This window comes from Bradyrhizobium japonicum USDA 6 (genome assembly GCF_000284375.1).
GTDB classification, from domain to species: Bacteria; Pseudomonadota; Alphaproteobacteria; order Rhizobiales; family Xanthobacteraceae; genus Bradyrhizobium; species Bradyrhizobium japonicum.
The window spans coordinates 1,966,868-1,990,852 of the sequence record NC_017249.1 but is presented as its reverse complement, the minus strand read 5'-3'; the positions used below and the strand labels follow the sequence as shown (position 1 = coordinate 1,990,852).

Annotated in this window: 20 protein-coding genes and 1 tRNA gene; 2 read left to right on the top strand and 19 right to left on the bottom strand. The window is 64.3% G+C overall.

Features of this window, described 5'->3' with window-relative positions; all coding sequences use genetic code 11:
• Window positions 1–136: 136 nt before the first annotated feature.
• From BJ6T_RS09325 to BJ6T_RS09310, 4 genes are all read right to left on the bottom strand, one after another.
• Window positions 137–1,759 carry an arylsulfatase gene (locus BJ6T_RS09325; protein WP_080593837.1) on the bottom strand — a complete coding sequence of 541 codons (1,623 nt, stop codon included), beginning with the start codon at window positions 1,757–1,759 and terminating at the stop codon, window positions 137–139.
• Window positions 1,760–1,972: 213 nt separating this feature from the next.
• Complete coding sequence (locus BJ6T_RS09320; RefSeq protein WP_014492067.1) at window positions 1,973–2,380, bottom strand: hypothetical protein; 408 nt, start codon at window positions 2,378–2,380, stop codon at window positions 1,973–1,975.
• Window positions 2,381–2,463: 83 nt separating this feature from the next.
• Window positions 2,464–2,540 (bottom strand) — tRNA-His (locus tag BJ6T_RS09315).
• Window positions 2,541–2,731: 191 nt separating this feature from the next.
• A complete protein-coding gene (locus BJ6T_RS09310) occupies window positions 2,732–3,166 on the bottom strand; it encodes a phasin (protein WP_014492066.1) in 435 nt (144 codons plus the stop codon).
• A gap of 725 nt (window positions 3,167–3,891) precedes the next feature.
• Between BJ6T_RS09310 and BJ6T_RS09305 the strand changes: the two genes are divergently transcribed.
• Window positions 3,892–7,341 (top strand): PAS domain-containing sensor histidine kinase, encoded by a 3,450-nt coding sequence (locus BJ6T_RS09305; protein WP_014492063.1) that lies wholly within the window; start codon window positions 3,892–3,894, stop codon window positions 7,339–7,341.
• 9 nt (window positions 7,342–7,350) lie between these two features.
• On the opposite strand, the gene BJ6T_RS09300 is transcribed toward BJ6T_RS09305, so the two are convergent.
• The 12 genes from BJ6T_RS09300 to BJ6T_RS47035 all read right to left on the bottom strand — a co-directional run bounded on the left by BJ6T_RS09300 (window position 7,351) and on the right by BJ6T_RS47035 (window position 20,433).
• Complete coding sequence (locus tag BJ6T_RS09300) at window positions 7,351–8,904, bottom strand: FAD-dependent oxidoreductase (protein ID WP_028169840.1); 1,554 nt, start codon at window positions 8,902–8,904, stop codon at window positions 7,351–7,353.
• 272 nt (window positions 8,905–9,176) lie between these two features.
• Window positions 9,177–10,349: a thiolase family protein gene (locus BJ6T_RS09295; protein ID WP_014492061.1), complete on the bottom strand. Its 1,173-nt coding sequence runs from the start codon at window positions 10,347–10,349 to the stop codon at window positions 9,177–9,179.
• A 204-nt stretch (window positions 10,350–10,553) separates the two neighbouring features.
• Entirely contained in the window at window positions 10,554–12,143 is a 1,590-nt protein-coding gene (serA, locus tag BJ6T_RS09290) for a phosphoglycerate dehydrogenase (protein ID WP_014492060.1), read from the bottom strand.
• A 221-nt stretch (window positions 12,144–12,364) separates the two neighbouring features.
• Entirely contained in the window at window positions 12,365–13,537 is a 1,173-nt protein-coding gene (locus tag BJ6T_RS09285; protein ID WP_014492059.1) for a phosphoserine transaminase, read from the bottom strand.
• 79 nt (window positions 13,538–13,616) lie between these two features.
• Complete coding sequence (locus tag BJ6T_RS09280) at window positions 13,617–13,808, bottom strand: hypothetical protein (RefSeq protein WP_014492058.1); 192 nt, start codon at window positions 13,806–13,808, stop codon at window positions 13,617–13,619.
• A gap of 173 nt (window positions 13,809–13,981) precedes the next feature.
• On the bottom strand, window positions 13,982–14,446 hold the full coding sequence (locus tag BJ6T_RS09275; protein ID WP_014492057.1) for a GNAT family N-acetyltransferase: 465 nt from the start codon (window positions 14,444–14,446) through the stop codon (window positions 13,982–13,984).
• A gap of 29 nt (window positions 14,447–14,475) precedes the next feature.
• Entirely contained in the window at window positions 14,476–15,066 is a 591-nt protein-coding gene (locus BJ6T_RS09270) for a glutathione S-transferase family protein (RefSeq protein ID WP_014492056.1), read from the bottom strand.
• Window positions 15,067–15,141: 75 nt separating this feature from the next.
• Window positions 15,142–16,029 carry an outer membrane protein gene (locus tag BJ6T_RS09265; RefSeq protein WP_014492055.1) on the bottom strand — a complete coding sequence of 296 codons (888 nt, stop codon included), beginning with the start codon at window positions 16,027–16,029 and terminating at the stop codon, window positions 15,142–15,144.
• Window positions 16,030–16,196: 167 nt separating this feature from the next.
• Window positions 16,197–17,039: an outer membrane protein gene (locus BJ6T_RS09260; protein ID WP_014492054.1), complete on the bottom strand. Its 843-nt coding sequence runs from the start codon at window positions 17,037–17,039 to the stop codon at window positions 16,197–16,199.
• 229 nt (window positions 17,040–17,268) lie between these two features.
• Window positions 17,269–18,519 carry an MFS transporter gene (locus BJ6T_RS09255; protein WP_014492053.1) on the bottom strand — a complete coding sequence of 417 codons (1,251 nt, stop codon included), beginning with the start codon at window positions 18,517–18,519 and terminating at the stop codon, window positions 17,269–17,271.
• Between the two features lie 184 nt (window positions 18,520–18,703).
• Window positions 18,704–20,047: a phosphoglucosamine mutase gene (gene glmM / locus BJ6T_RS09250; RefSeq protein WP_014492052.1), complete on the bottom strand. Its 1,344-nt coding sequence runs from the start codon at window positions 20,045–20,047 to the stop codon at window positions 18,704–18,706.
• 218 nt (window positions 20,048–20,265) lie between these two features.
• Complete coding sequence (locus tag BJ6T_RS47035) at window positions 20,266–20,433, bottom strand: hypothetical protein (protein WP_167541693.1); 168 nt, start codon at window positions 20,431–20,433, stop codon at window positions 20,266–20,268.
• A gap of 118 nt (window positions 20,434–20,551) precedes the next feature.
• Here BJ6T_RS47035 and BJ6T_RS09240 point away from each other — a divergent pair, with 118 nt between their 5' ends.
• The gene (locus BJ6T_RS09240) at window positions 20,552–21,688 is read left to right on the top strand and encodes an alpha-hydroxy acid oxidase (protein ID WP_014492050.1); all 1,137 of its coding nucleotides are present in this window, start codon (window positions 20,552–20,554) and stop codon (window positions 21,686–21,688) included.
• Window positions 21,689–21,812: 124 nt separating this feature from the next.
• On the opposite strand, the gene BJ6T_RS09235 is transcribed toward BJ6T_RS09240, so the two are convergent.
• The 3 genes from BJ6T_RS09235 to BJ6T_RS09225 all read right to left on the bottom strand — a co-directional run bounded on the left by BJ6T_RS09235 (window position 21,813) and on the right by BJ6T_RS09225 (window position 23,981).
• Window positions 21,813–22,433 (bottom strand): single stranded DNA-binding domain-containing protein, encoded by a 621-nt coding sequence (locus BJ6T_RS09235; protein WP_028169839.1) that lies wholly within the window; start codon window positions 22,431–22,433, stop codon window positions 21,813–21,815.
• Window positions 22,434–22,447: 14 nt separating this feature from the next.
• Entirely contained in the window at window positions 22,448–23,074 is a 627-nt protein-coding gene (locus BJ6T_RS09230; RefSeq protein ID WP_014492048.1) for a hypothetical protein, read from the bottom strand.
• A gap of 67 nt (window positions 23,075–23,141) precedes the next feature.
• Window positions 23,142–23,981, bottom strand: coding sequence for a shikimate dehydrogenase (locus BJ6T_RS09225; RefSeq protein WP_028169838.1), 840 nt, complete (start codon window positions 23,979–23,981; stop codon window positions 23,142–23,144).
• Between the last annotated feature and the right edge of the window lie 4 nt (window positions 23,982–23,985).

Genomic DNA, 23,985 nt, shown 5'->3' with positions numbered 1-23,985 from the left:
CTAGACGAAGCAGACGTTGGCACTCAACACAGCAAGGTCGGTTAAGGGCCAACAGCGGAATACGCGCAGTGTCGAGACTCAATTGAAAGCCGCCCAGAGGAAGGCGGCTCTCACACTACACGCGTGTCTTCGTCAGCTATCGGGGATCGCCTCCGCCGCCAATTCCCAATCCGATGTCCTTTTTCGGATATTTGACGAAGGTCGCAGCGTGGGCCACCTGCATCTGAAGGATCGGACCATAGATCCATTCATAGTCGCCGTTGCTCCGGGTGAGGCGTTCTTTGGGGTCGCGGTAAACATCGAATATCCAAGGGGCAACTGCCACCGGCGCAAAGGTCGACATGCTGATGTTGGAGAAAGGCTGCTCGATCTGGAAAACCTTGAAGTAGCCCTTGAAATTCGCCCACCGCACGGCCGAAAACTCGGCCTGATTGTACGAGAACACAGCTTGGCGATTGGTGTCGCCATCGTCGGCGAGCAGGAAGCTCGTCTGGTTGACGCCGTCAATGTAGCGCTCCGTCGGAATCTTGTTCTCGATGCCGCCGAGGGCGAGCGAGGTATTGAACAGATCCATGATATCAAAGAGGCCATCACTGGTGCGCCCCGGCTTTATCACGCCAGGCCAATATGCAATGCCGGGTACCCGGACGCCGCCTTCCCAGGTTGTCCCTTTGCCTGCACGGAAGGGCGTGAAGCCGGAATCGGGATACGAGTCTTCCTCGGGACCATTGTCGGACGTGAAGAACACGAATGTGTTGTCGGCCTGCCCGGTTTCTTCGAGGGTTTTCTTGAGGCGGCCGACGATGTCGTCGACTTCGACAACGGCATCCCTGTAGGGCAGCTTGGCGGCGCTACGTCCCTGATAGCCATCGCCAGGATAGTTATCGAAGTGCACCTTTGCGAAGGAATGGATCAGGTAGAATGGCTTCTTGACCTGAGCCGCCCGCTTGATGAAGTCCACGGAAAAGTTCGCGAAGTCCTGATCGACATTTCCCATCTGTTGCGGCGTTTCGAGCTTGTAGGCAATCTTCAGCTCGCCGCCCTTTTTGCCCTCGACGATCCCATTGTACTCGCTCAGGTCCCTGAAAGTCTTCAAACGTTCAGGGTCAAGCATGAGCTGCGAGTATTTGGAGAGATTCATGTACTGCGTATATTCGCTGACGACCGACAGGAAACCACGGAACTCGTCATAGCCAACGTCCTGCGGCTGCATCCCCTTGCCTTCGCCGATGTGCCATTTCCCCGACAACCCCGTGACGTAACCGTTTTGGCTCAACAACTTCGCCGCAGTGACTTCATCGGCCCACGGGTTCTTCGTCGGCTTGTCGCTGGCAAGTAGAGGACGCGTGAGACCACTTCGGGCAGGAATGCGGCCTGTCATCAAAGCGGCACGGGACGGAGTGCATACGGGAGTGGCATACATCGACGTTAACTTCAGCCCGCCGGCGGCGAGGCTATCGATATTCGGAGTTGGCGCTCCAAGCATCGCTCCGCCTCCAAAGGCACCTGGATCGCCGTAGCCCATGTCATCGACGAGGATGATCAGAATATTTGCCTTGCGACCGTTCTTTGCCTCAAACTGGCGCAACTTTTCCAATGCCGCCTGCTGTTGGGTTGGATGCGGAATCGCGGGTTCAAGATAGTCGGCGGTCCTGACCGTGCGGTCCCAACCCTTTACTTCCTGCGACCTTGACGCCCCCGCGATCAATGTGAGTGAAGCGGCCAACGAACAGAGCAAAAGTTGCTTGTGAGATTTCATCTCATGTACCCCATGTTTGCGCGGCTTGCAGTCGAGTTCGCTTTTGGCAAGGAGGCGTCGCGAGCTATTTTTGTCGATTGGGGAAAATCAAACGAGTTGGACCAAGGTCCAATGTCAACGACACCGACCCATCTGGGACCGATAGTTACGCTGATCCGCGCTAGTTTAGGACGAATTGTCACAGCGCCCCAACAGTGGGGACGTGCCGGCATCTTAGATGTCCTGCGAGTCCCGCTTAGGTCCGCTGTGGGTCACCTCCCAAACCATGATATCTCCGAGGTTCTTCCAATATCCGGGCTTGCCGGGGTCCGCCTCGTGCTGCTTCACGAACCACAAGTACCAGCGGCCTGCGAGAGCGATTGCGTTGAGCCTCGTGAGTGGTTGCCCCTCGCCGTTCCTTTGGGCTCGCAGGGTCGCGATGCGCGTTTCGACCTCTGCTTCCCACTCGCCAAGACGAGCCTTAGCTTCGTACTTGGGCGTGTCGGCCGCGAGTTTCAGTTGAGCTTCACGTTTGGTCCCGTAGAGCCGTTGGTAGTCCTCACGTACATCCTCGGGGATACCTTTGCGAGCAAACCACCGACCATCCGCAATTCGATTTAACGCAACCATTCGCAACGCCATTTGTATCGCCTTTTGTATTTTGGCGACGCAAATCCGTTAGGTCTATCAATAAGATGCTGAGAACGTGGGGTTATCCGCAACAGTGGTACAGTTGGGTGGGCTCGAACCACCGACCTCCTGTTCCACAGACAGGCGCTCTAACCAACTGAGCTACAACTGCATCCTTGCGAGCCGCCCGGGGGCGCCTTTAACAGGCCGGTCACCGAGGGGGGCTGGACGGGGCGGAAACTAGGTGCAACGGGCGTTTTTGGCAAGGCCGCAAAACCTGAGAATCGCGCTTCGGACGAGGTTATTTCCAAAGCAAAACCCGGGCTCTAGGCCCGGGTTTCCTAATTTGGACCAGCCGGCCAATCAGGCGGCGGGCTTGTAGAACTTCGAGGCGGAGGCCTTGATCGGCTCGGCGGTCTCCGCGGCGACGCGCTGCGCGAGCTCGACCAGCTCCTTGGCCTGCGACTGGAAGGTCTCGAGCTGGGTGCGGGTGTGGCCGGTCCACAGCTCCAGCGCCTCCGCCGGCGACTTGAGGCCGAACAGCTGCTGGGCGAAGTCCAGCTGGGCGCTGGTGTTGGCCTTCATGAACTCCACCAGCTTGGCGGTGTACTCGCTCGCGCCCTTGTTGGCGCAGGTGAACACGGCCTCGACGGTGCCGTTATGGGTCTCGGCCGCGTCCTTGAACTTGGCGTAGCTCTCGCGCGCCTGCGACACGCCCTTTTCGGCGAACGCACGCATCTGCTCGGGGACCTCGAACGGAATGATCGAGGCAGAAAACGGATCAGTCGCAGCTGTCATGGTTGTCCCTCACGCTAATGAAAAATGGAGTGAGCCTTCCGGCGCGCCCGCCGGCCCCAACCTAGGCCTCAAATTCAGCGGGAACGACGACTGGAAACGCGAAACGAATGAGATGGCTCGCCCAGCGCCGATCACTATCGCTGCCTAAGATGTCAACATTGTGCAACGCAAACGTGATCGGGGCCGCACCGCGAAATTTAATCGCGGTCAGGATGAGGTTCCTGAGCCGGGGAACTCAGGGTTGAGGTAATTGGGTGCCTGCTGAGCGGCTTTCTTACCCTCCCTGGAGGGGGCGAGACGTGCAGAGCTCGCTCGGGGGCCGATCGCGCGGAAACGCGAGCGGGGTGGGTGATCTCTCCGCTCGGGCACCGCTTCGGCGGAGAGACTGTCACCCCACCTCGGTTCGCATGCCGCTTCGCTCCATGCGAACCGATCCTCCCCCTCCATTGGAGGACGGGCATCTGTGATGCCGCGCCAGCCTGCTCTTTCGGCCAGATCTGCCTGCTTCGGCTTCGCCGCGCGACTGCCCCGCGAATCCTGCGGATGCCGTTGGGCTGCGGCTTGCGGGGGCGGCTAGATTAAGGTTATCGCGGCTTTAGGCTTCGCCGTGTAGACCGGAGCCGTGGACCTGCCCGCGCCTGCGCGCGATAGTAACCCTTTCTTAAGGCTGTCATTCCGGCAGCCTTGCACCCTGATGCTACCAAGCGAGACTTGAAGCCGGTCGGATGACGAGTTCGGATTTCCAGTTGCGAGGCGTGGGCGATCCCCGGCTGGCCGTGCACGCGACCTCTCCGTTGCCCGCCTGGCTCTGGTCGATCGACGGCACACGCGTGCTGTGGGCCAATCCGGTCGGCGCAAGGCTGTTCGGCGCGGCCCATGCCACAGCGCTCGCGGACAGGACCTTCGGCCCGGCGGACAGCCATCGCCGCCAGGTCGCCCGGCTGGCGCGCCGGCTGACGCCGAACGGGGCGATCAGGCTGGAACGGCTGCGCGGCTTCGGCGCCCGCTTGGGCATGCTGATGACCTGCGCCTGCGCCCGCCTCGACTTCGCCGACGGAAGCTCCGGCGTGCTCGTCACCGCGATGGATCCGACGCAGCGCGCCATGCCGCTGGTCGAGCGCCTGCATCGTCTCGTCGAGGGCGCCAGGGTGCCGATGGCGGCGTTCGCGCCCGACGGCCTGTTCGTCGGCGCCAGCGAAGCCGCCCGCTCCCTGCTCGGCTTCCGCGATCTCGGCGATGCCGGCCTCGACCAGGCCCGCAGCGATGCGCTGGCGAAAGGCCGCGCCGAGACGCCGATCGGCATCGGCCAGATGGTGCTGCAGCGGGTCGGCGTCGGCGCCGATGTCGGCCTGGTCGCGCTGATCGAGCCGGCCGCCCGGCAGGCGGCGCCCGATGTCGAAGAGACCATCGCGCGCGGACAAGCCGCTCAGCCCGCGCCTGAGGCTCCGCCGCCGGTCCCTCCGGCCGCGGTGCCTGACCATGTGCAGCCTGCGCGGCCGAACGAGGCTGCATCCGGAATCGCGCTGTTCGACGCCTTCGCCGAGCCGGTCGAAACGCCGGCTCCGACAGGGACCGTCCCGCCATCAGAGACGATCGCGGATGCGCACGCCGCGAGCGACGCGATGGTCGTAACGATCCCGGAGGCGGCCGCAGCGCCTGTCCAGGAAACGATCGGCGAAGCGGGCGAAGCCGCGCCCAAAACTCCGGTTGAAAACCCGCGAGAGGCCATTGTGTCGCCGCAGGCCGCGCCGATCACCTCGCACATGGTCGAACCGCAATCAGCGGAGCCGTCCGCACCGCGTCAACATCCGCTGCGCTTCCTGTGGCAGGTGGATAAGGAGGGGCGCTTTGTGCTCGGCTCGGACGAGTTCATCCACCTGATCGGCGCGCACACCGCCGCCGGCTTCGGCCGCCCCTGGTGCGAGATCGCCGACGAGTTTGCGCTCGACCCTGATGGCCGCGTCGCGCAGGCGCTTGCAAGCCACGACACCTGGGCCGGGATCACCGTGAACTGGCCGGCCGATGGCGGCGAGCATCTGCCGGTCGAACTCGCGGGCCTGCCCGTCTACGACCGCGAGCGCAATTTCGCGGGCTTCAGGGGCTTTGGCGTCTGCCGCGATCTCGACGGGCTGAACCGGCTCGATGCGCTCAGGCGCTTTGAGCTGCTCGCCGCGCCGCCCGCACAGCACAGTCTCTCCGCCGACGTCGTCGATCCCGAGCCGGAGCCCATGGCGGAGGCACCGCCTCCGCCGAGTGAGCCGCCCGCACCCGAGCCTGAGCCCGAGCCAACACCTGAACCCGAACTGCCCGAACCCTTAGCCGACGCGAATTCACACCCAACCGATCCGGAAACGCCAGTGGAAACGCCTCCCAATGTCGTGCCGTTCCGCCCGCCCGGCGATGTCAGATCACCCAGTGATCAGAGATCGCCGACGCTGACTCCGGTCGAGAACAGCGCGTTCAACGAGCTCGCCCGGCAATTGTCCGAGCGGCTCGAACGCGAACGCGAGACGATCGCGGCCGGCGCCTCCGAGCCGCCGGCCGCGGAGCGTGCGCCCGAACCTCCGATGCCGGCGCCCGAGGCGCCGCACGCGCCGGCCGAATGGCTGACCGAACCCGCGCCGCCCGCGCAGGGCCACAGCGTGCGCGACCGCGCGCTGCTCGATTTGCTGCCGACGGGCATTTTGATCTACCGGCTCGACCGGCTGCTCTACGCCAATCCCGCCTTCCTCGCGCGCATGGGCCATTCCAGCCTGGGCGCGCTGGAGGATGCCGGCGGGCTCGATGCGCTCTATGTCGAGCCGGGCGTATCGTCGGCGAGCAGCACGTCGCAGGCCGGCACGCCGGTGACCATCAGCGCGACGCTCGCCAACGGCCAAGAGCCGCTTCCGACCACCGAAGCGCATCTGCACACGATCGACTGGGACGGCGCGAGCGCGCATGCGCTGATCTGCGCGCTGCCGCAAGCCGCAACAGTCGTTGCTGCGCCTGCCGTGGCGCCGCCTGTCGTCGTCGACCCCGTCGTCGCGGAATCCTTCCCCTACGCACCCGAGCCCGAGGCCGGCGATGCCGACGCCGAGGATCTCGCCGCGATCCTCGACACCACCGCCGAGGGCATCGTCATGTTCGATGCCGAAGGCAACATCCACGCCTGCAACCGCAGCGCCGAAGCGCTGTTCGGCTATGACGGCGAAGCGCTGATGCAGCGGAACCTGGTGACGCTGTTCGCGCCGGAGAGCCAGCAAATCGTGGCCGACTATCTCGAAAGCCTCAAGAGCCAGGACATCGCGAGCCTGCTCGACCACGGCCGCGAGGTGCTGGGACGCGAGAAGAAGGGCGGCGTCATTCCGCTCGCCATGATCATGGGCCGCACCAGGCCCGACGGCCCGAACTTCTTCGCCGTGTTCCGCGACCTCTCGCAGAGCAAGAAGGGCGAAAGCGAGCTCAAGAACGCCCGCCGTCTCGCCGACGGCGCCGCGAATGCCAAGGCCGACATGCTGGCGCGGATCAGCCACGAGATCCGCACGCCGCTCAACGCCATCATCGGCTTCGCCGAGGTGATGATCTCCGAGCGCTTCGGCACGCTCGGCAACGAGCGCTACGGCGAGTACATGAAGGACATCCGCGCCTCCGGCGAGCGCGTCATCACCATCATCGACGATCTGCTGGAGCTGTCGCGGATCGAGACCGGCAAGCTCGATCTCAGTTTCGCCAACCTCAATCTCAACGATCTCGTCGAAGCCTGCGTCACGGTGATGCAGCCGCAGGCCAACCGCGAGCGCATCATCATCCGCACCTCGCTCGGGCATGCGCTGCCGCAGGTGAGCGTGGACGCGCGCGCGATGCGGCAGATCACCATGAACCTGATCTCGAACTCGATCCGGCTTGCCAGCGCCGGCGGCCAGGTCATTGTCTCGACCGCGCTCACCGACCGCGGCGAGATCGCCCTGCGCATCCGCGACACCGGCCACGGCCTGAGCGAGCGCGAGGTCGCCGCCGCGATGGAGCCGTTCCGCACGCCACCGCCCGGCGATGCCGCGGACAGTTCGGCGCTCAGCCTGTCATTGACCAAGGCCCTGGTGGAAGCCAACCGCGCCCGGTTCAACATCAAGAGCGCTGGCAATTCCGGCACGCTGATCGAGGTGGTGTTCGGACCGGCCCTGGCGAAGGCTTGAGGACGGCGCTCAGGGACATTCGCGCGCCGCTGTGGAATCGCCGAACCATCGCGACGCGGCCTGAGCGGCCTCCTCATGGTCGGGGGCACCGTCACTGGCCCAGGCGACAATGCCATCGGGGCGCACCAGCACGGCGCTCAGGCTCAGCCGATCCTTAGGCTCATCCGCGACATAATCGATCCGGCCACCCCAGCGGCTTGCAAGCGCTTGAAGCGGTGCTCGAGCGTCGAAGTCCAGCAATATCCCCCTCGCCGTCCTGAGGCGCTCTCCGGCCGTCGTCCCGTCAAGCAACTCGAAATCGGGGACACTCCGGCCCACGAGCGGATGACCATTGCCGAGATCGTAGCGGAGCGAAACGCCGCGCACGCGCTCGGCGAAATAGGTCGCACCGTCGCGGGTCTCGACGATATCGCGAATGATGGCCTGAAGTGCGCGGGCGCTCGGCGTCGGCCGCATGATCGCGACCTGCGCGCGCGACCAGTCGAGGATTTGCGCGCCGACAGGATGCCGCTCGCGCGAATAGGTGTCGAGGAGATCGGCCGGTGCTTGCCTGCGGATCGTGGCCGCCAGCTTCCAGCCCAGATTCATCGCATCGTCGAGACCGAGATTGAGGCCTTGGCCGCCCAGCGGCGAATGGATGTGGGCGGCGTCGCCTGCCAGCAGCACGTGACCCTTGCGATAGGTCGTTGCCTGATGCGCCCGATCCGTCCACGTCGCGGCAAGCCGGAGAGCATTGATGGTGACGTCCGTGCCGGAGACATTGCGCAGGACGCTCTGCACATGCTCGCGCGTGATCGGCCCGGTCCGGTGGAAGGCACCGCCGTCGAAATCGACCATCGCGATCGTTCCGGGCTGCGCATAGGTGTACATGCCCGCGGGTGTGTAGTTGCGGCCCGGTCGGAGCTTTTCCGGATCGGCCAGCTCGATCTCGACGGAATAGCCGGTGAACTCCGGATCAGTGCCGACGAAGTCGAATCCGCTCAGCTTGCGCACCGTGCTGCGACCGCCGTCGCAACCGACAAGCCAGCGTCCGCGGAAAGTCTCGCCGGCCGCCTCGATACTTACTTCATTGTCTGAAGCGGTGATGGCATTGACGCCAAGACCGCACCGGATTTCCACGCCCAAACTGCATGCGCGCGCGGCTAGAACGGATTCGAGCGTTTCCATATCGACGGCGACATTGGCATCGGCCGGCGTCGGCAGGCGCCAGGGCCACTTCACGGCATCGATGTCGTCCTGATAGAACTGGATGCCGGCGAAATGGCCCGCGGGCCGTCGCGTCTGCTGCATCCAGTGGGCCGCACTCTTGATCGCGCCTGACGCACGTTGCTGCGCGGCCTCGATCTCTTCCAGCAAGCCACGCCGGTGGAAGGCCTCGAGTGTCGGGACCGAGAGGCCGCGGAGGCCAAACGGGAGTTGCTTCAGGGCCGAATGCGGGTCCCGCGCTTGCTCCAGCACCAGAACGTGGAGACCCGCGAGCCGCAGCTCGCACGCGAGAAACAGGCCGACGGGGCCGGCACCGGCAACGACGACGTCGTATGGAAGTGAGGATTGATCGTGCATGAGACGCTCCTGTGGTCGATGTTCGACCGGAGCGTTCCCTGAGGCGCGAGAATCACACGGACGAACGATGGGACGCCTGAGCGTCCGATGTTCGTCGCGGGGATCTCGTGCACAAGGCCAAAGACCAGAGCTTTCGTTACCGAAAGGATTTGGGCTTACCAGACCAAATCTGCCTTTTCCGACACGAGGCTTATAGATTCGTGGTGGTCGGTCCGCAACGAAAAAGGCACGGCGCTTGCGGCGCCGCGCCTTTCACATTCCTGTGCCTTATCTCAGCTGTAGATCTCGAACAGGCCGGCGCCGCCCTGGCCGCCGCCGATGCACATGGTCACGACGCCCCACTTGGCCTTGCGGCGCGCACCTTCCTGCAGGATGTGGCCGGTGAGACGCGCGCCGGTCATGCCGAAGGGATGACCGATCGCGATCGAGCCGCCATTGACGTTGTACTTGGCGGGATCGATGCCGAGCTTGTCGCGCGAGTAGAGGCACTGGCTGGCGAAGGCCTCGTTGAGCTCCCACAGATCGATGTCGTCGATCTTCAGGCCGGTGCGCTTCAGCAGCTTCGGGATCGCGAACACGGGGCCGATGCCCATCTCGTCAGGCTCGCAGCCGGCCGTCGCCCAGGCGACGAAGCGGCCGAGCGGCTTGAGGCCGCGCTTCTCGGCATCCTTGGCTTCCATCAGCACCACGGCGGCGGCGCCGTCCGAGAGCTGGCTGGCATTGCCGGCGGTGACGAACTTGCCGGGGCCCTTCACCGGCTCGAGTTTTGCCAATCCTTCCAGCGTGGTTTCAGGGCGATTGCACTCGTCGCGATCGACGACGTAGTCGACGATGCTCTCGGCCTTGGTCGCCTTGTCGACGACCTTCATCCTGGTCTTCATCGGGACGATCTCGTCCTTGAACTTGTTCGCCTGCTGGGCCGCGGCCATGCGGCGCTGCGATTCCAGCGAGAACTCGTCCTGGTATTCGCGGCTGAGCTTGTAGCGCTCGGCGACGATGTCGGCGGTGTCGATCATCGCCATGAAGATATCGGGCGCGACCTTGAGCAGCTCCGGATCGATCGATTCCTTCGGCGAGCCGCCGCCCGGGATCGAGATGCTCTCGACGCCGCCGGCAACGATGCAGTCGGCGCCGTCGGAGCGGATCGAGTTGGCGGCCATTGCGATCGTCTGCAGGCCCGAGGAGCAGAAGCGGTTCACGGAGACGCCGGCCGTGGTGGTCGGCAGGCCCGCGAGCAGCGCGGCCTGACGGCCGATGTTCGGCGCGCCATGGGCACAATTGCCGAGATAGCAGTCCTCGACATAGTCCTTGTCGACGCCGGCGCGGCTCACAGCGTGCTTGATGGCGTGGGCCGCGAGCGACATCGGCGGCGTGATGTTGAACCCGCCGCGGCCGGACTTGGCGAGGCCCGTGCGTGCATAGGAAACGATGACGGCTTCACGCATTGTCTTCTCCCTTTTCGAACGATTTTGAACGAAGGCGTTGGTACGAGGCGTTCTTGGGCGCCATTGGTACACAAAGTTCGACTGGCTTGGGAGAAATAAAGCGGGCCGCAGCATCAACAAAAACGCCGCCCTCTCGGGAGGGCGGCGTGATTGTTCCGCAGGTCGGAATATATGACGGCCATCATTCCGTGGCGCGCGAGCGCCTCAGAACGTCAGTGCCTTGACCTGCCTGACCTGCGGCAGGGCCTGCACCTTGGCGAGCAGTTCGGGCGGCACGACGCCGTCGACCTCGATCAGCGCGATGGCATCGGAGCCGGGCGCGACGCGGCCGAGATGGAAGGTCGCGATGTTGATCTTGGCGTCACCCAGGAGGCTCGCGAACTTGCCGATGAAGCCCGGCTTGTCCTCGTTGGTCACGTAGATCATCGACTTGCCGAACTCGGCGTCGACGCGGATGCCCTTGACGTCGACGAGGCGCGGCTTGCCGTCATGATACACGGTGCCGGAGACCGAGCGCTCCTGGCGCTCCGTCGCCACCGTGACGGTAATCAGGCTCTCATAGTCGCTCTGGGCGGCGCGCACGATCTCGTCCACCACCATGCCGCGCTCCTTGGCGACGACGGGAGCGGACACCACGTTGACCTCGCCCAGCATCGGCCGCAGCAGGCCCGACAGCACGGCCGAGGTGATCGCCTTGATCTTCATCTCGGCAACGTGGCCCTCATAGGTGATCTGCACCTTGAGGATACCGGATTCGGTGAGCTGGCCGGCGAACGAGCCGAGCTTCTCTGCGAGCGAGATGAACGGCTTCAGCTTCGGCGCCTCTTCCGCCGTGATCGAGGGGAAGTTGACGGCGTTCGAGATCGCACCGGTGAGCAGGTAATCCGACATCTGCTCGGCGACCTGGAGCGCGACGTTCTCCTGCGCTTCCGTGGTGGAGGCGCCGAGATGCGGCGTGCAGATCACGTTGGGATGGCCGAACAGCACGTTCGCGTTCGCCGGCTCCTCGACGAAGACGTCGAAGGCGGCGCCGGCGATGTGCTTGGAATTCAGCGCGTCGACCACCGCCTGCTCGTCGACCAGGCCGCCGCGGGCGCAGTTGATCAGGCGCACGCCCTTCTTCATCTTGGCGATCGCGGATGCGTCGATGATGTTCTTGGTCTTCTCGGTCAGCGGGGTGTGCAGCGTGATGAAATCGGCGCGCTTCAGGAGGTCGTCGAGCTCGACCTTCTCGACACCGATGTCCTTGGCGCGCTCCGGCGACAGGAACGGATCGAAGGCGACGACCTTCATGCGCAGGCCGAGCGCGCGGTCGGCGACGATCGAGCCGATGTTGCCGCAGCCGACGACGCCGAGCACCTTGCCGGTGATCTCGACGCCCATGAAGCGGTTCTTCTCCCACTTGCCGGCCTGGGTCGAAGCGTCGGCCTGCGGGATCTCGCGGGCCAAGGCCAGCATCAGCGTGATGGCATGCTCGGCGGTCGTGATCGAATTGCCGAACGGCGTGTTCATCACGATGATGCCCTTGGCCGTGGCGGCGGGAATCTCGACATTGTCGACGCCGATGCCGGCGCGGCCGATCACCTTGAGGTTGGTCGCCTTCTCGAGGATTTTTGCGGTCGCTTTCGTCGCGGAGCGGATCGCGAGACCGTCGTAATTGCCGATGATCTCGGCAAGCTTGTCCTTGTCCTTGCCGAGGTTGGGCTGGAAGTCGACCTCGACGCCGCGATCTTTGAAGATCTGCACGGCAGCGGGAGAGAGCGCGTCGGAAATGAGAACTTTGGGTTTGGTCATGGGATTTGTCCTTCACCGTCCCTAAGGGAGGATCGGCCCGAAGGCCGGAAATGCGTGAGTGACTCAGAAGCTTTTTGCTCTCCCTCTCCCCGTTCTTACGGGGAGAGGGTTGGGGTGAGGGGCAGCCACAGGCGAAGTGCTCGTGGAGAGAGCCCCTCACCCGGATCGCTGCGCGACCCGGCCTCTCCCCGTAAGAACGGGGAGAGGCGAAGAACGAAAACTTACGCTGCCTTGGCGAGCTGCGCCTTGGTCTCGGCAAACGCCCAGTCGATCCACTGCGTGAGCAGCTCGACGTCCTTCGCCTCAACGGTGGCGCCGCACCAGATGCGCAGGCCGGCCGGCGCATCGCGGTAGTAGGCGAAGTCGTAGCCCGCGCCTTCCTTCTCGACCAGCGCGACCAGCTTCTTGGAGAAGTCGGCCTGCGCGTCCTCGGAGAGCGAGGTGATCGCGGGATCGGTGAACTTCAGGCACACCGAGGTGTTGGAGCGGATCGCGGCGTCCTTGGCCAGGAAGTCGATCCAGGGGGTTTTCGCCTTCCAGTCGGCCAGCACCTTGGTGTTGGCGTCGGCGCGCGCGATCAGCGCCTTCAGGCCGCCGATCGACTTGGCCCAGTTCAGCGCATCGAGATAATCCTCGACGCACAGCATCGACGGCGTGTTGATGGTCTCGCCGACGAAGATGCCTTCGTTGATCTTGCCGCCCTTGGTCATGCGGAAGATCTTCGGCAGCGGCCAGGCCGGCTTGTAAGTCTCGAGCCGCTCCACCGCGCGGGGCGACAGGATCAGCATGCCGTGCGCGGCTTCACCGCCGAGCGCCTTCTGCCAGGAGAAGGTGACGACGTCGAGCTTGGCCCAGTCGAGCGGCTGCGCGAACGCGGCAGAGGTCGCGTCGCAGATGGTCAGGCCTTCGCGGGTCGCGCTGATCCAGTCGGCGTTCGGCACGCGTACGCCTGACGTGGTGCCGTTCCAGGTGAAGACGACGTCGCTCTTGGGATCGACCTTCGAGAGATCGGGGATTTCACCGTAGGCAGCGTTGAGCTTGGTGACGTCCTTGAGCTTCAATTCCTTGACGATGTCGCTGACCCAGCCCTCGCCGAAGGATTCCCAGGCGAGCGTGGTGACCGGCCGCGCACCAAGCAGCGACCACAGCGCCATCTCGACCGCGCCGGTGTCGGACGCCGGCACGATGCCGATGCGATAATCGGCGGGCACTTCAAGCACTTCGCGCGTCAGATCGATCGCGAGCTTGAGCTTGGTCTTGCCGACCTTCGCACGATGCGAACGGCCGAGCGCTGCGTCCTTGAGATTTTGGGCGTTCCAGCCGGGGCGCTTGGCGCAGGGGCCGGAGGAGAAATGCGGCACGTTCGGCCGCGAAGCGGGCTTCGCTACAGTCATGATCTACCCTTCCAGATAGTAAGCCTCCCGTTGGGGGGAGGTGTCCCGCCGCGGCTGATACGGGAAACGGGAAGAGTCGTCAAGGAAGTTCCGGCGTCTCACGCTGGAGTGAAGGCGCTTCCGGCGCAATCTTGGGGGATTCGACCACGGCAAGCGCGTTCAGCAAGTCCGTGGCATCGCTGATCAATTGCGCGGCACGACGGCGGCTGCCGACTTTCAAAATGCATTTGTCGTTGGCCTGCACAACGTAGTCGTTGCCGACCTTGATCATGGAATAGCTTGTCATCGAAATCCCCGAACCGACCGAGCCCGGTGTCTGACGCTGCCGTAGCACCGTTCGTTCCCGGCTCAACGTGAACGACGGCTGGGTAGTTTACCGGCTCTTAATATGAACGAATGCGCGATCCGAATTTGCTGCTCGCGCAACGCTCGCGGCAAGCTGCGTCAAAAGCGGACAGTCATGCCGACGTGACTCGCAGCGAAGCCGAGCCGTTTGTAGAAGCGCTGCGCATCTGTTCGCGTCTGATGCGTCAGCAGTTCGACCAGATTGCAGCCGCGCGCTTTCGCTTCCGCGACCGCCCATTGCACCAGCTGCTCGCCGATGCCGCGGCTGCGACAATCGGAAGCAACGCGGACATCTTCGAGCAGACCGCGGATGCCGCCTTGCGTGCTGATGCCCGGCAAGATCGCGAGTTGCAGGCAGCCGACCACCCTGCCCTCGCTCTCTGCGACCACGAGCGTGAGATTTTGATCGCGCTCGACCCGCTCGAACGCCTGGTAATAGGACGCAGGCAGCGGATCCTCCACGCGCTCGCGGGCGCGCCCGAGATGATCGTCCGCAAGCATGGCGACGATCGCCGCAACGTCCTCGCGGCGCGCGGGACGGATGGAGACGGACTTCTCGTTCATGCGGGAAACTCCAAGAATCAGCGTGGCTCTCAGCGCGCCGGTGGAAGGCCGAGCCAGGCTTCGGCCTCGCCGATCCAGCGACGGATGGCGGCATGGCGGCCGAGATCGAAGCCACCTTCATGCGCGAGGCGGGTGTAGGCGAGCAGTGAGACGTCGGCGAGCGAAACTTCCTCGCCGGCGAAGAAGCGGCTTGCCGCAAGATGCTGCTCCATGCGGTCGAGCGCCGCATAGCCGCGCTTGACCTTGTCAGGGTCGAGCTCGGACGCCTCCTTGCCGAGATACACCAGCTGGAAGCGGCACACCGCGACATAGGGCTCGTGGCTGTACTGTTCCCAGAACAGCCATTCGTCCATCTTGGCCGCAGTGAAGGCATCGCGCGGAACGAGCGCGCTGTCGCGGGCGAGATAGCGGATGATGGCATTGGACTGCGCCAGCGTGCGGCCGTCGTCGAAGGCGACGGTGGGCACCTGGCCGGCGCCGTTCATCTTCAGGAATTGCGGCGTGCGCGTCTCGCCCTTGCGGGTGTCGATCTCGATCCATTGGTAAGGCAGCGCGAGCTTGTCGCAGACCCACTTCACCTTGAGACAATTGCCGGAATTCGTGTCGCCGTAGATCTTCATCGCCGTCGCCCCATTTTGGAGCGACAGAGCATCAGGACGGAGGGAACCTGTCAACCGCGGCTCGGCGAAGCAGGGTCAGAACTTGTAACCGAGCCCGACGCGCGCATTGTTCAGCGTCACCGACGTGTTCATGACGGGAGAGAACTTCACGTATTCATATTCCACCCGTGCGAACAATCCTTCCCACAGGCAGTATTCCAGTCCGAGGCCGGCGACCCAGCCGACCACGAAATTGTTGGTCCTGTGCTGGGTCTGCGTCTGCGACTGCGCCGGAACCGGCTGCGGCGTTCCGATGATGGTGATGACGTTACCGAATGGGTCCTGCACGGTCGCATCCTGACGCAGCTGCACATCGCTCGTCACGGTGCGGGAGACGTCCATGCGGCCGACGGCCGCGCCGGCGAACGCGTAAGGCATGAAATCGCCTCCGTCCCAACCCACGCGCCCGCGGAGCGTGACCATGTCCTTGACCGTCGCCGCGGCGGTGCCGGTCAATGTCGTGAGATAGTGGTTGGTCACGCCGACGGGCTGGACGTCACCAGGCGGGTTGACGATATCGAGCGAATTGGAGCCGGACGACTGCGAGGCAATCTTGTTGAAATAGGTGTAGGTGCCCTCGAGACCGAGAACGGCATCGTACCATTGCCAGTTGCGGCCGACGAAGCCGCCGAAATTCGCGCCTTGCGTCGTGGTCTTGTTGAGGAGCGACCACGACGATGTCGGCCCTTGCAGCACGCTGTCGCGGAAGATGAAATTGGTGAGGCCGACGACGCTTTGGCTGAAGTCGGTTGACGCCGAGGAGTAGCCGAAGCTGCCGCCGGCATAGAAGCCGTCCCAGTTGCGCGTCGTCTTCGACAGGCCGTCGGTGAAGCCGCCGCGCAGCACGGGCAGATCCGGCATGTCGGCCGCATGCGCGGCAGACACCGTCCCCAACATCGCCGCCGCCAACATCAGCCTACGCATCACAACGCTCCATCGGACTCGAACTGTTGCGATGATCATCGCCTGTTAACCTTAACCAATGGTTGCGTCTGACGTTTTCGTCGCCACTGGCCATGAAAAATATGCAAAGCAAAACGGCGCGGGATGATCCCGCGCCGTTAAGAGACGTTAAGCGATGGAGCTGACGATCAGCCCTTGGTGACGAGCGGCGGCGGCATGTAGGCCGGCGGGCTGTTGAGATCCCAGCGCACGCCGAGCTTCAGGTCGTGCGAGGTGAGCTCCTTGATCTTGATCGAGCTCGGGCCGGAGGCACTGTTGTCGAACAGGCGGTAGTTGCCGGGCGCGGCGTCGCCGAGGTTCATGTAGCTGTACGCCAGTTCGACCGTGAAGCCGGGGTTGACCTTGTAGGCGAGACCAGCGTGAGCGGCCCAGGCGAAGTTCCACTTTCCGTTGTCGCCGAAGTAGGCGACGCTGGCGCTCGGGGTCGGGGTCAGCGCGGCGAGATATGCAATGCCGTCGTCGCGGAAGCCGCTGATCTTGTTGTAGGAGCCACCGACACCGGCACCGATGAACGGGGTGATGCACCACCAGGTGCCGAGATCGACATAGGCGTTGGCCATGACGACCCACTCGGACTTGCTGCCGCTGTAGTTGTCGGAACCGACGAAGCCGGGCCCAATGACGTTGTCTGCACCATGCAGGTTAGCCTTGCCCCGGTACTGGCCGATCACGTCCGCACGAAACCAGTTGTTGAAGCGATAGCCGACACCGAGGTCGAACAGCGGGGACGAGTCGAAGCCGAGTCCCTCCGTCGTCTTCGTAAATCCAGGCGCGACAGTGCCCTCGATGCTCTTGGCGCGTTGGTTGGTCATGCCGATGTCGCCACGGAGATACCAGCCGCCGAAGTCGGCGGGCGGAGCCGGCGGCGCGTACATGGGAGGGGGCGCCGCGATCGGCATATCGGCGGCAAACGCCATCGACGAGATCAGGGTTGCCGCACCCGCGGCAAGGAGAGACTTAACGCTACGCATTGGGTTCGTCCTTATGGCCGGTGAGGCAAAATGCAGACGCCCCACGTTCTGGAAACTCACGACCCGGACGATGGCATCAAATGTTTAAGCGCCACTTAACCCTAATTTTTAAGGTTGATTTTTTCTCACCACTCGCGCGCATGCAGCGGAAGCGTTGCAAAAATGCGGCGTCCCCCGCACCCCAATTGCTAACGATTGATGAAGCCGCAATGCAGCGAGGCAGGATTTGTTAACGCAGGTTCCGCGGCAGCTTGGGCAGGAACACCGCAAGCAGGCCGATCGCCGGCAGCCAGGCACAGACCTGGTAGACGAACTCGATCGAAGTGTGATCGGCGAGCTTGCCGAGCACGGCGGCACCCAGGCCCCCGATGCCGAAAGCAACGCCGAAGAACACGCCCGAGATCATGCCGAAGCGGTGCGGTACCAGCTCCTGCGCGAACACGATGATCGACGACGTCGTGGAGGAGATGATCAGGCCGATGATCACCGACAGCACCGCGCTCGCATAGAGCCCGGCATAGGGCAGCGCCAGCGTGAACGGCAGCGCGCCGAGGATCGAGATCCAGATCACGATCTTGCGGCCGAAGCGATCGCCCAGCGGACCGCCGAAGAACGCGCCGACCGCATTCGCGGCAAGGAAGATGAAGAGATAGATCTGCGCCGCCTGCGTCGACACGCCGAAGCGATCGATCAGGTAGAAGATGTAGAAGCTCGACAGGCTCGAGACGTAAAGCTGCTTCGAGAACAACAGCGCCACCAGCACGGCGAGCGCGACCGCGACACGGCGCGAGCTCGGCGCGTCGGGATGGGCCTGAACCGTCGCCGTCTTCTTCGCCTTGATCTGCGGCTCGTACCAGCGACCGATGCGCCAGAGGATGAGGATCGCGAGGAACGCGATCGAGGAGAACCAGGCGATGCTGCCCTGCCCGAACGGCACCACGATCAGCGCCGCCAGCACCGGCCCCATCGACGTGCCGAAGCTGCCGCCGAGCTGGAACACCGATTGCGCGAAACCATAGCGGCCGCCGGAGGCGAGCCGCGCGATACGCGCGGATTCAGGGTGAAACACCGCCGAGCCGAGGCCGACCAGCGCGGCGGCGACGAGGATGACGAGATATTGGTGCGCGGCGCTGAGCAGCAGCAGGCCGAAGAAGGTCGAGGCCATGCCGATCGCGAGCGAATAGGGCTGCGCCTTCTTGTCGGTGTAATGCCCGACCACCGGCTGGAGCAGCGAGGCCGTGAACTGGAAGGCCAGCGTGATCATGCCGATCTGCGCGAAGTCGAGCGCGTAGGTGTCCTTCAGGATCGGATACACCGAGGCGATCAGCGACTGCATGGTGTCGTTGAGGAAGTGCGAGAAGCTGATGCCGACAAGCACGACATAGGCCGGCCCCGCGGCAGCCCGGGCGGCGGGCGCCACGTCGCTGACGACGACCGGCTCGGTCAGCGTTTCCTCGGAGACGACGACAGGCTTGTTCAATGGAGCATCCCGACGCGGCGAACCGCCGCACTCGCTCATTACGATGCAAGCGAAGGTGGAACCACCGCCAATCGCAAATGGCTGGAATGCGTGTGTCTTCGGCCGGTCAGGAGCGCTTCACCCTCCCCTGGAGGGGGAGGGTGAAAAGCCGCACCGTGTCCAACTACAACTCTGCGATGCGCGTTTACGCCGCGGCCTGCCCGAGCGCGGAGACGATGGTGTCGACGACGTCCTCGACCAGCAGGCGGTCCTCGCCCTCGCCCATGACGCGGATCACGGGCTCGGTGCCGGACGAGCGGATCAGAAGGCGGCCGTGGCCGTTGAGCCGCTTCTCGCCGTCGGAGATCGCGGATTTGACGTCGGAATCCTCGAGCGGCTTGCCGCTCTTGTAGCGGACGTTCTTCAGGATCTGCGGCAACGGGTCGAAGCGGTGGCAGACCTCCGACACCGGCCGGCGCAGCTTCTGCACCACGGCCAGCACCTGGAGCGCCGCAACGAAGCCGTCGCCGGTGGTGGCATAGTCGGACAGGATGATGTGGCCGGACTGCTCGCCGCCGAGATTGTAGCCGCCGTTCAGCATCTGCTCGAGCACGTAGCGATCGCCGACCGGCGTGCGCACGAGATCGAGCCCGTGCCCCTTGAGGAAGCGTTCGAGGCCGAGATTGGACATCACGGTGGCGACGATGCCCGGCCGCGACAGCCGGCCGTCTTCCTTCCAGCTCTGCGCGATCACCGCGAGCAGCTGGTCGCCGTCGACGGTGTGGCCGCGCTCGTCGACCAGGATGACGCGATCGGCGTCGCCGTCGAGCGCGATGCCGATGTCGGCGCGCATCTCGCGCACCTTCTTCGACAGCGTTTCCGGCGAGGTCGAGCCGCATTCCTTGTTGATGTTGAAACCGTCGGGCTCGACGCCGATCGGCACGACGTCGGCGCCCAACTCCCACAGCGCCTCAGGGACCACCTTGTAGGCGGCGCCGTTGGCGCAATCGACCACGACGCGCAGGCCGTCGAGCGAGAGATCGCGCGGCAGCGTGCGCTTGGCGAATTCGATGTAGCGGTCGTGCACGCCGTCGATACGGCGGGCGCGGCCGAGGCTCGCGCTCTGTGCGAGCCGCTTGTCGAGGGATTCGTCGAGCAGCTGCTCGATCTGCCTCTCGACGTCGTCGGACAGCTTGAAGCCCTGCGGGCCGAACAGCTTGATGCCGTTGTCCTCGAACAGATTGTGCGAGGCCGAGATCATCACGCCGAGATCGGCGCGCATCGACTTGGTCAGCATCGCCACCGCCGGCGTCGGCATCGGGCCGACCAGCAGCACGTCCATGCCGACCGAGGTGAAGCCCGCGACCATCGCATATTCGATCATGTAGCCGGACAGACGCGTGTCCTTGCCGATCACGACCCGGTGGCGATGGTCACCGCGCTGAAACGCGAGGCCTGCGGCCTGGCCGACCTTGAGCGCGAGCTCCGGCGTGATCAGTCCGTTGGCGCGGCCCCGAATCCCGTCCGTCCCGAAATATTTGCGGCTCATATCGTCCCCCACGCAACAACCAGGAACCCCTCTACAACTACGGGATGCCCGAAAGGGACCCGCACCCCTGATTTGCTGAGACGTTATAATGCCTTCGCGGCTAACTTGGCTTCAAAAAATGTGATTAATCATTACGGGACAGGGCCCAAGGCGCCCCGGTAACTTATTGTTAGCACTATATTTCCGGCCGACAGGGCGGAACGGGGTGGAACCCGCCCCTAGTCGGAACGCTTCACATGGCCGTCCTGGCGGCTCGGCGCCGGCTGGGTGACGTTGACGGGATCGGACCCCGGGAAGGTCTCTTTCAGGCCCTCCTCCAGCGCGTCGTCGAGATCCTGCTTCTCCTTGATCTCTTCCGGTGTCGGCTGGCCGTGCGGTTTGCTCATGGCGCCCTCCTCGCAAACGATTTGGCTGTGCATCCAACCATGCTAGATGACCCCTCGATCTTCCGATGCAAGACTCTGAAGCAAGACTTCTGATGCAAGACGGGCCGGGGAAACGTTCATGAAGCACATCACCTGTATCGACGATCTTCGCACGCTGCATCAGCGCCGCGTGCCGAAGGCGTTCTTCGACTATTGCGACCGCGGCTCCTATGCCGAGGAAACGCTGCGCGCCAACCGCGAGGACATGCAGGCGATCAAGTTCCGCCAGCGCGTCCTGGTCGACGTCTCCAGGCGCGACACCTCGACCATGATCCTCGGCGAGTCCTCGACCATGCCGTTGATCTTGGCGCCCGTCGGCCTCCTGGGCATGCAGCATGGCGACGGCGAGATTCACGCCTGCCGCGCCGCGCAGGCCGCCGGCATCCCGTTCACGCAGTCGACGATGTCGATCTGCTCGATCGAGGACATCGCCGCCAATGTCGAGAAGCCGTTCTGGTTCCAGCTCTACGTGATGAAGGACCGTGGCTTCATCAAGGAATTGATCCAGCGCGCGATGGCGGCGAAATGCAGCGCGCTCGTGCTGACCGTCGATCTCCAGGTGATCGGCCAGCGCCACCAGGACATCAAGAACGGCATGACGGTGCCGCCGGAATGGTCGCTGTCGAAGCTGATCGATTTCGCCACCAAGCCGGCCTGGGTGTCGGGCGTGCTACAGGGCAAGCGCCGCACCTTCGGCAATCTCGCCGGTCATCTGAAGGTCAGCGACGACATCACGTCGCTGTCGACCTGGATCAACTCGCAGTTCGACACCTCGCTGAACTGGAACGACATCGAGTGGATCCGCAGCATCTGGCCGGGCAAGCTGATCCTGAAGGGCATCCTCGACGTCGAGGACGCCGAGCTCGCCGCGAAGACGGGCGCCCAGGCGCTGGTCGTCTCCAACCATGGCGGCCGGCAGCTCGACGGCGCGCCGTCCTCGATCGAGGCGCTGCCGGAGATCGTCGACGCGGTCGGCTCGCAGATGGAGATCATGTTCGACGGCGGCGTCCGCTCCGGCCAGGACGTGATGCGCGCGCTCGCGCTCGGCGCAAAGTCCTGCATGATCGGCCGCGCTTACGCCCATGGCCTCGGTGCCGGCGGCCAGGCCGGCGTCGCCAAGGCGATCGACATCATCCAGAAAGAGCTGCTCACGACCATGGGCCTGTGCGGCGTCAACAGGATCGACGAGATCGACGATCACATCATTGCGGTGTGAGCAAAGCGGCGGCGCCGTAGGGTGGGCAAAGCGAAGCGTGCCCACCAATTTCGCGAAACGCGGGAAAGTGGTGGGCACGGCGCAAGTGCGCCTTTGCCCACCCTACGAGTTCAGCGCCAGTCCCTCACATCGGCGGCGTGATCCCATCCCTGCCGACGTTCACCCGGTTGGCTTCCAGCGAGCCGTCCTCCTTCTTCGCCGCGCCGAAGATGATCAGCTTGGCGCCGGGCTTGATCTCGGATTTGTCGCTGGCGACGAAGGTGACGATCGGCGTATCCGGCGGCACCACCACCTTCTTCTCGCCGTCCTTGTACTTGACGGTGATGTTCTGGCCGTCGGTGCCTTTGACCGTCTGGGCCACGGTCGCATTGGTCATGGTCGAGTTGGCGCGCGCATCCCAGGGACGAAAACCTTCGGCCGCGCCGCGCTGGTTTTCCGGGAAGATGTGGACGGCGATCGCTTTCTGCGTGCCGTCGGGCTCGGGCATGCCGGTGACGCCGATATAGGAGCCGTCCTTGATCTCCGACAGTGAGGTCTTCACCACGGCGAAGACCGCGACGTTGTCGGTCATGCGGACCTTCACGTCACTGCCTTCGCGCGTCTTGATGTCGAGCGCGTTGCCGTCGACGCTCTCGATGGTGCCGCGGATGCGGACCGTCGGCGACTGCTGCGCCGAGGCGGAGAACATGGAGGTGACGGCGAACGCGGCCACGAACAGACGTGGCATCCAGCTTGATTTCGACATGTTGCGATTCCCCATTACATCGGCGGCGTCAGGCCGTCGCGGCCGACACTGACGCGGTTGGTTTCGAACGAGCCATCCGGCAGCTGCTTCATGAAGGCGACGACTTTTGCGCCGGTCTTCAGCTCGGATTTGTCGCCGGGCACGAAGGTCACGACCGGCGTGTTGTCGGCGACGAACACCTTCTTCTCGCCGTCCTTGTACTTTACCAGCAGCGTATGGCCGTCATTGCCGACCACGCTCTCCGACACCGTGGCATTGGTCATGGTGGAGTTCGGCTTGAGGTCATAGGGCCGCGAGCCCTCGCCGGTGCCGCGCATGCTCTCCGGAAACACGTGGACCTCGACCGCGTTCTGGCCGCCGTCCGGACCCGGCACCGTGGTGGCGCCGACGAACGAGCCGACCTTGATGTCGGCGAGTGAAATTTTGGTAACGCCCGACACGTTCACGTCAGGGGCGATGCGAAGCTTGACGTCCTCGCCGTTGCGCGATTTGACCTGCATGGTGTCGCCATTGACGCTCTCGATCGTGCCGCGCACGCGCGTCGGCACCGGCGCCCTCTGCGCGACGGCATAGAGGGTGGAAGCGGCCACCATCGCAACGGCGATAAGCGGACGTGTGAAAGTTGCACGTTGAAGAGGCATGACGGTCTCCGGATTGTCCCCACGGGGATAGAACTCCGGAGATGGGGTGCTATTCGCCGTTACTCTTTCAAGTCTTTGTGAGATCGGCCTCGACCAGCGCACGCAGCTCGGCCGTGACCTCAGGCCTTTGGCCGAACCACAGCTCGAAGCCACGCACCGCCTGGTGCAGCAGCATGCCGAGACCGTCGGCGGTGTTCAGGCCGCGCGCTATCGCAGCCGCCAGCAGCGGCGTCACCAGGGGAACGTAGACGAGGTCGGCGACGACCGCTCCGTCCGGCAGGCGCGCCACGTCGACATCGAGTGAAGGCTGGCCATGCATGCCGAGCGAGGTCGTGTTGACGAGAAGTCTCGCGCGCGGCAGCACGTCGTTGATGCCGTCCCAGGGAAGCGGATGCACGTTCGGCCCGAACTGCCTTGCCAGCGCCTCGGCGCGCGCGACCGTGCGGTTGGCGAGGTGGATGCGCTTGATGCCGCGTTCGAGCAGGCCGAACACGACCGCACGCGAGGAACCGCCGGCTCCGAGCACCAATGCCTCTTCCGCCCTGTCCCAACCGGCCGCTTCGGCATCGAGATTGCCGATGAAGCCTTCGACATCGGTATTGGTCGAGCGCAGCTCGCCGTCGGCAAACCACAGCGTGTTCGCAGCGCCGACGGCCCTGGCGCGCGCATCGGGCGTGGACAGTGCCAGCACGTCTTCCTTGTGCGGGATGGTGACGTTGGCGCCGACGAAGCCGCGCAGCGACAGCCGCAGCACGAAGTCGCGCAGATCCTCGGGCGGGACCGCCTCGATGACGTAACCTCCCTCGATCCCGAGCGTGCGCAGCCAGTAGCGATGGATCAGCGGCGAGCGCGAATGCGCAGCCGGCCATCCGATCAAACAGGCTGCGGGAGTCCTGGACGCGGTCATCTTT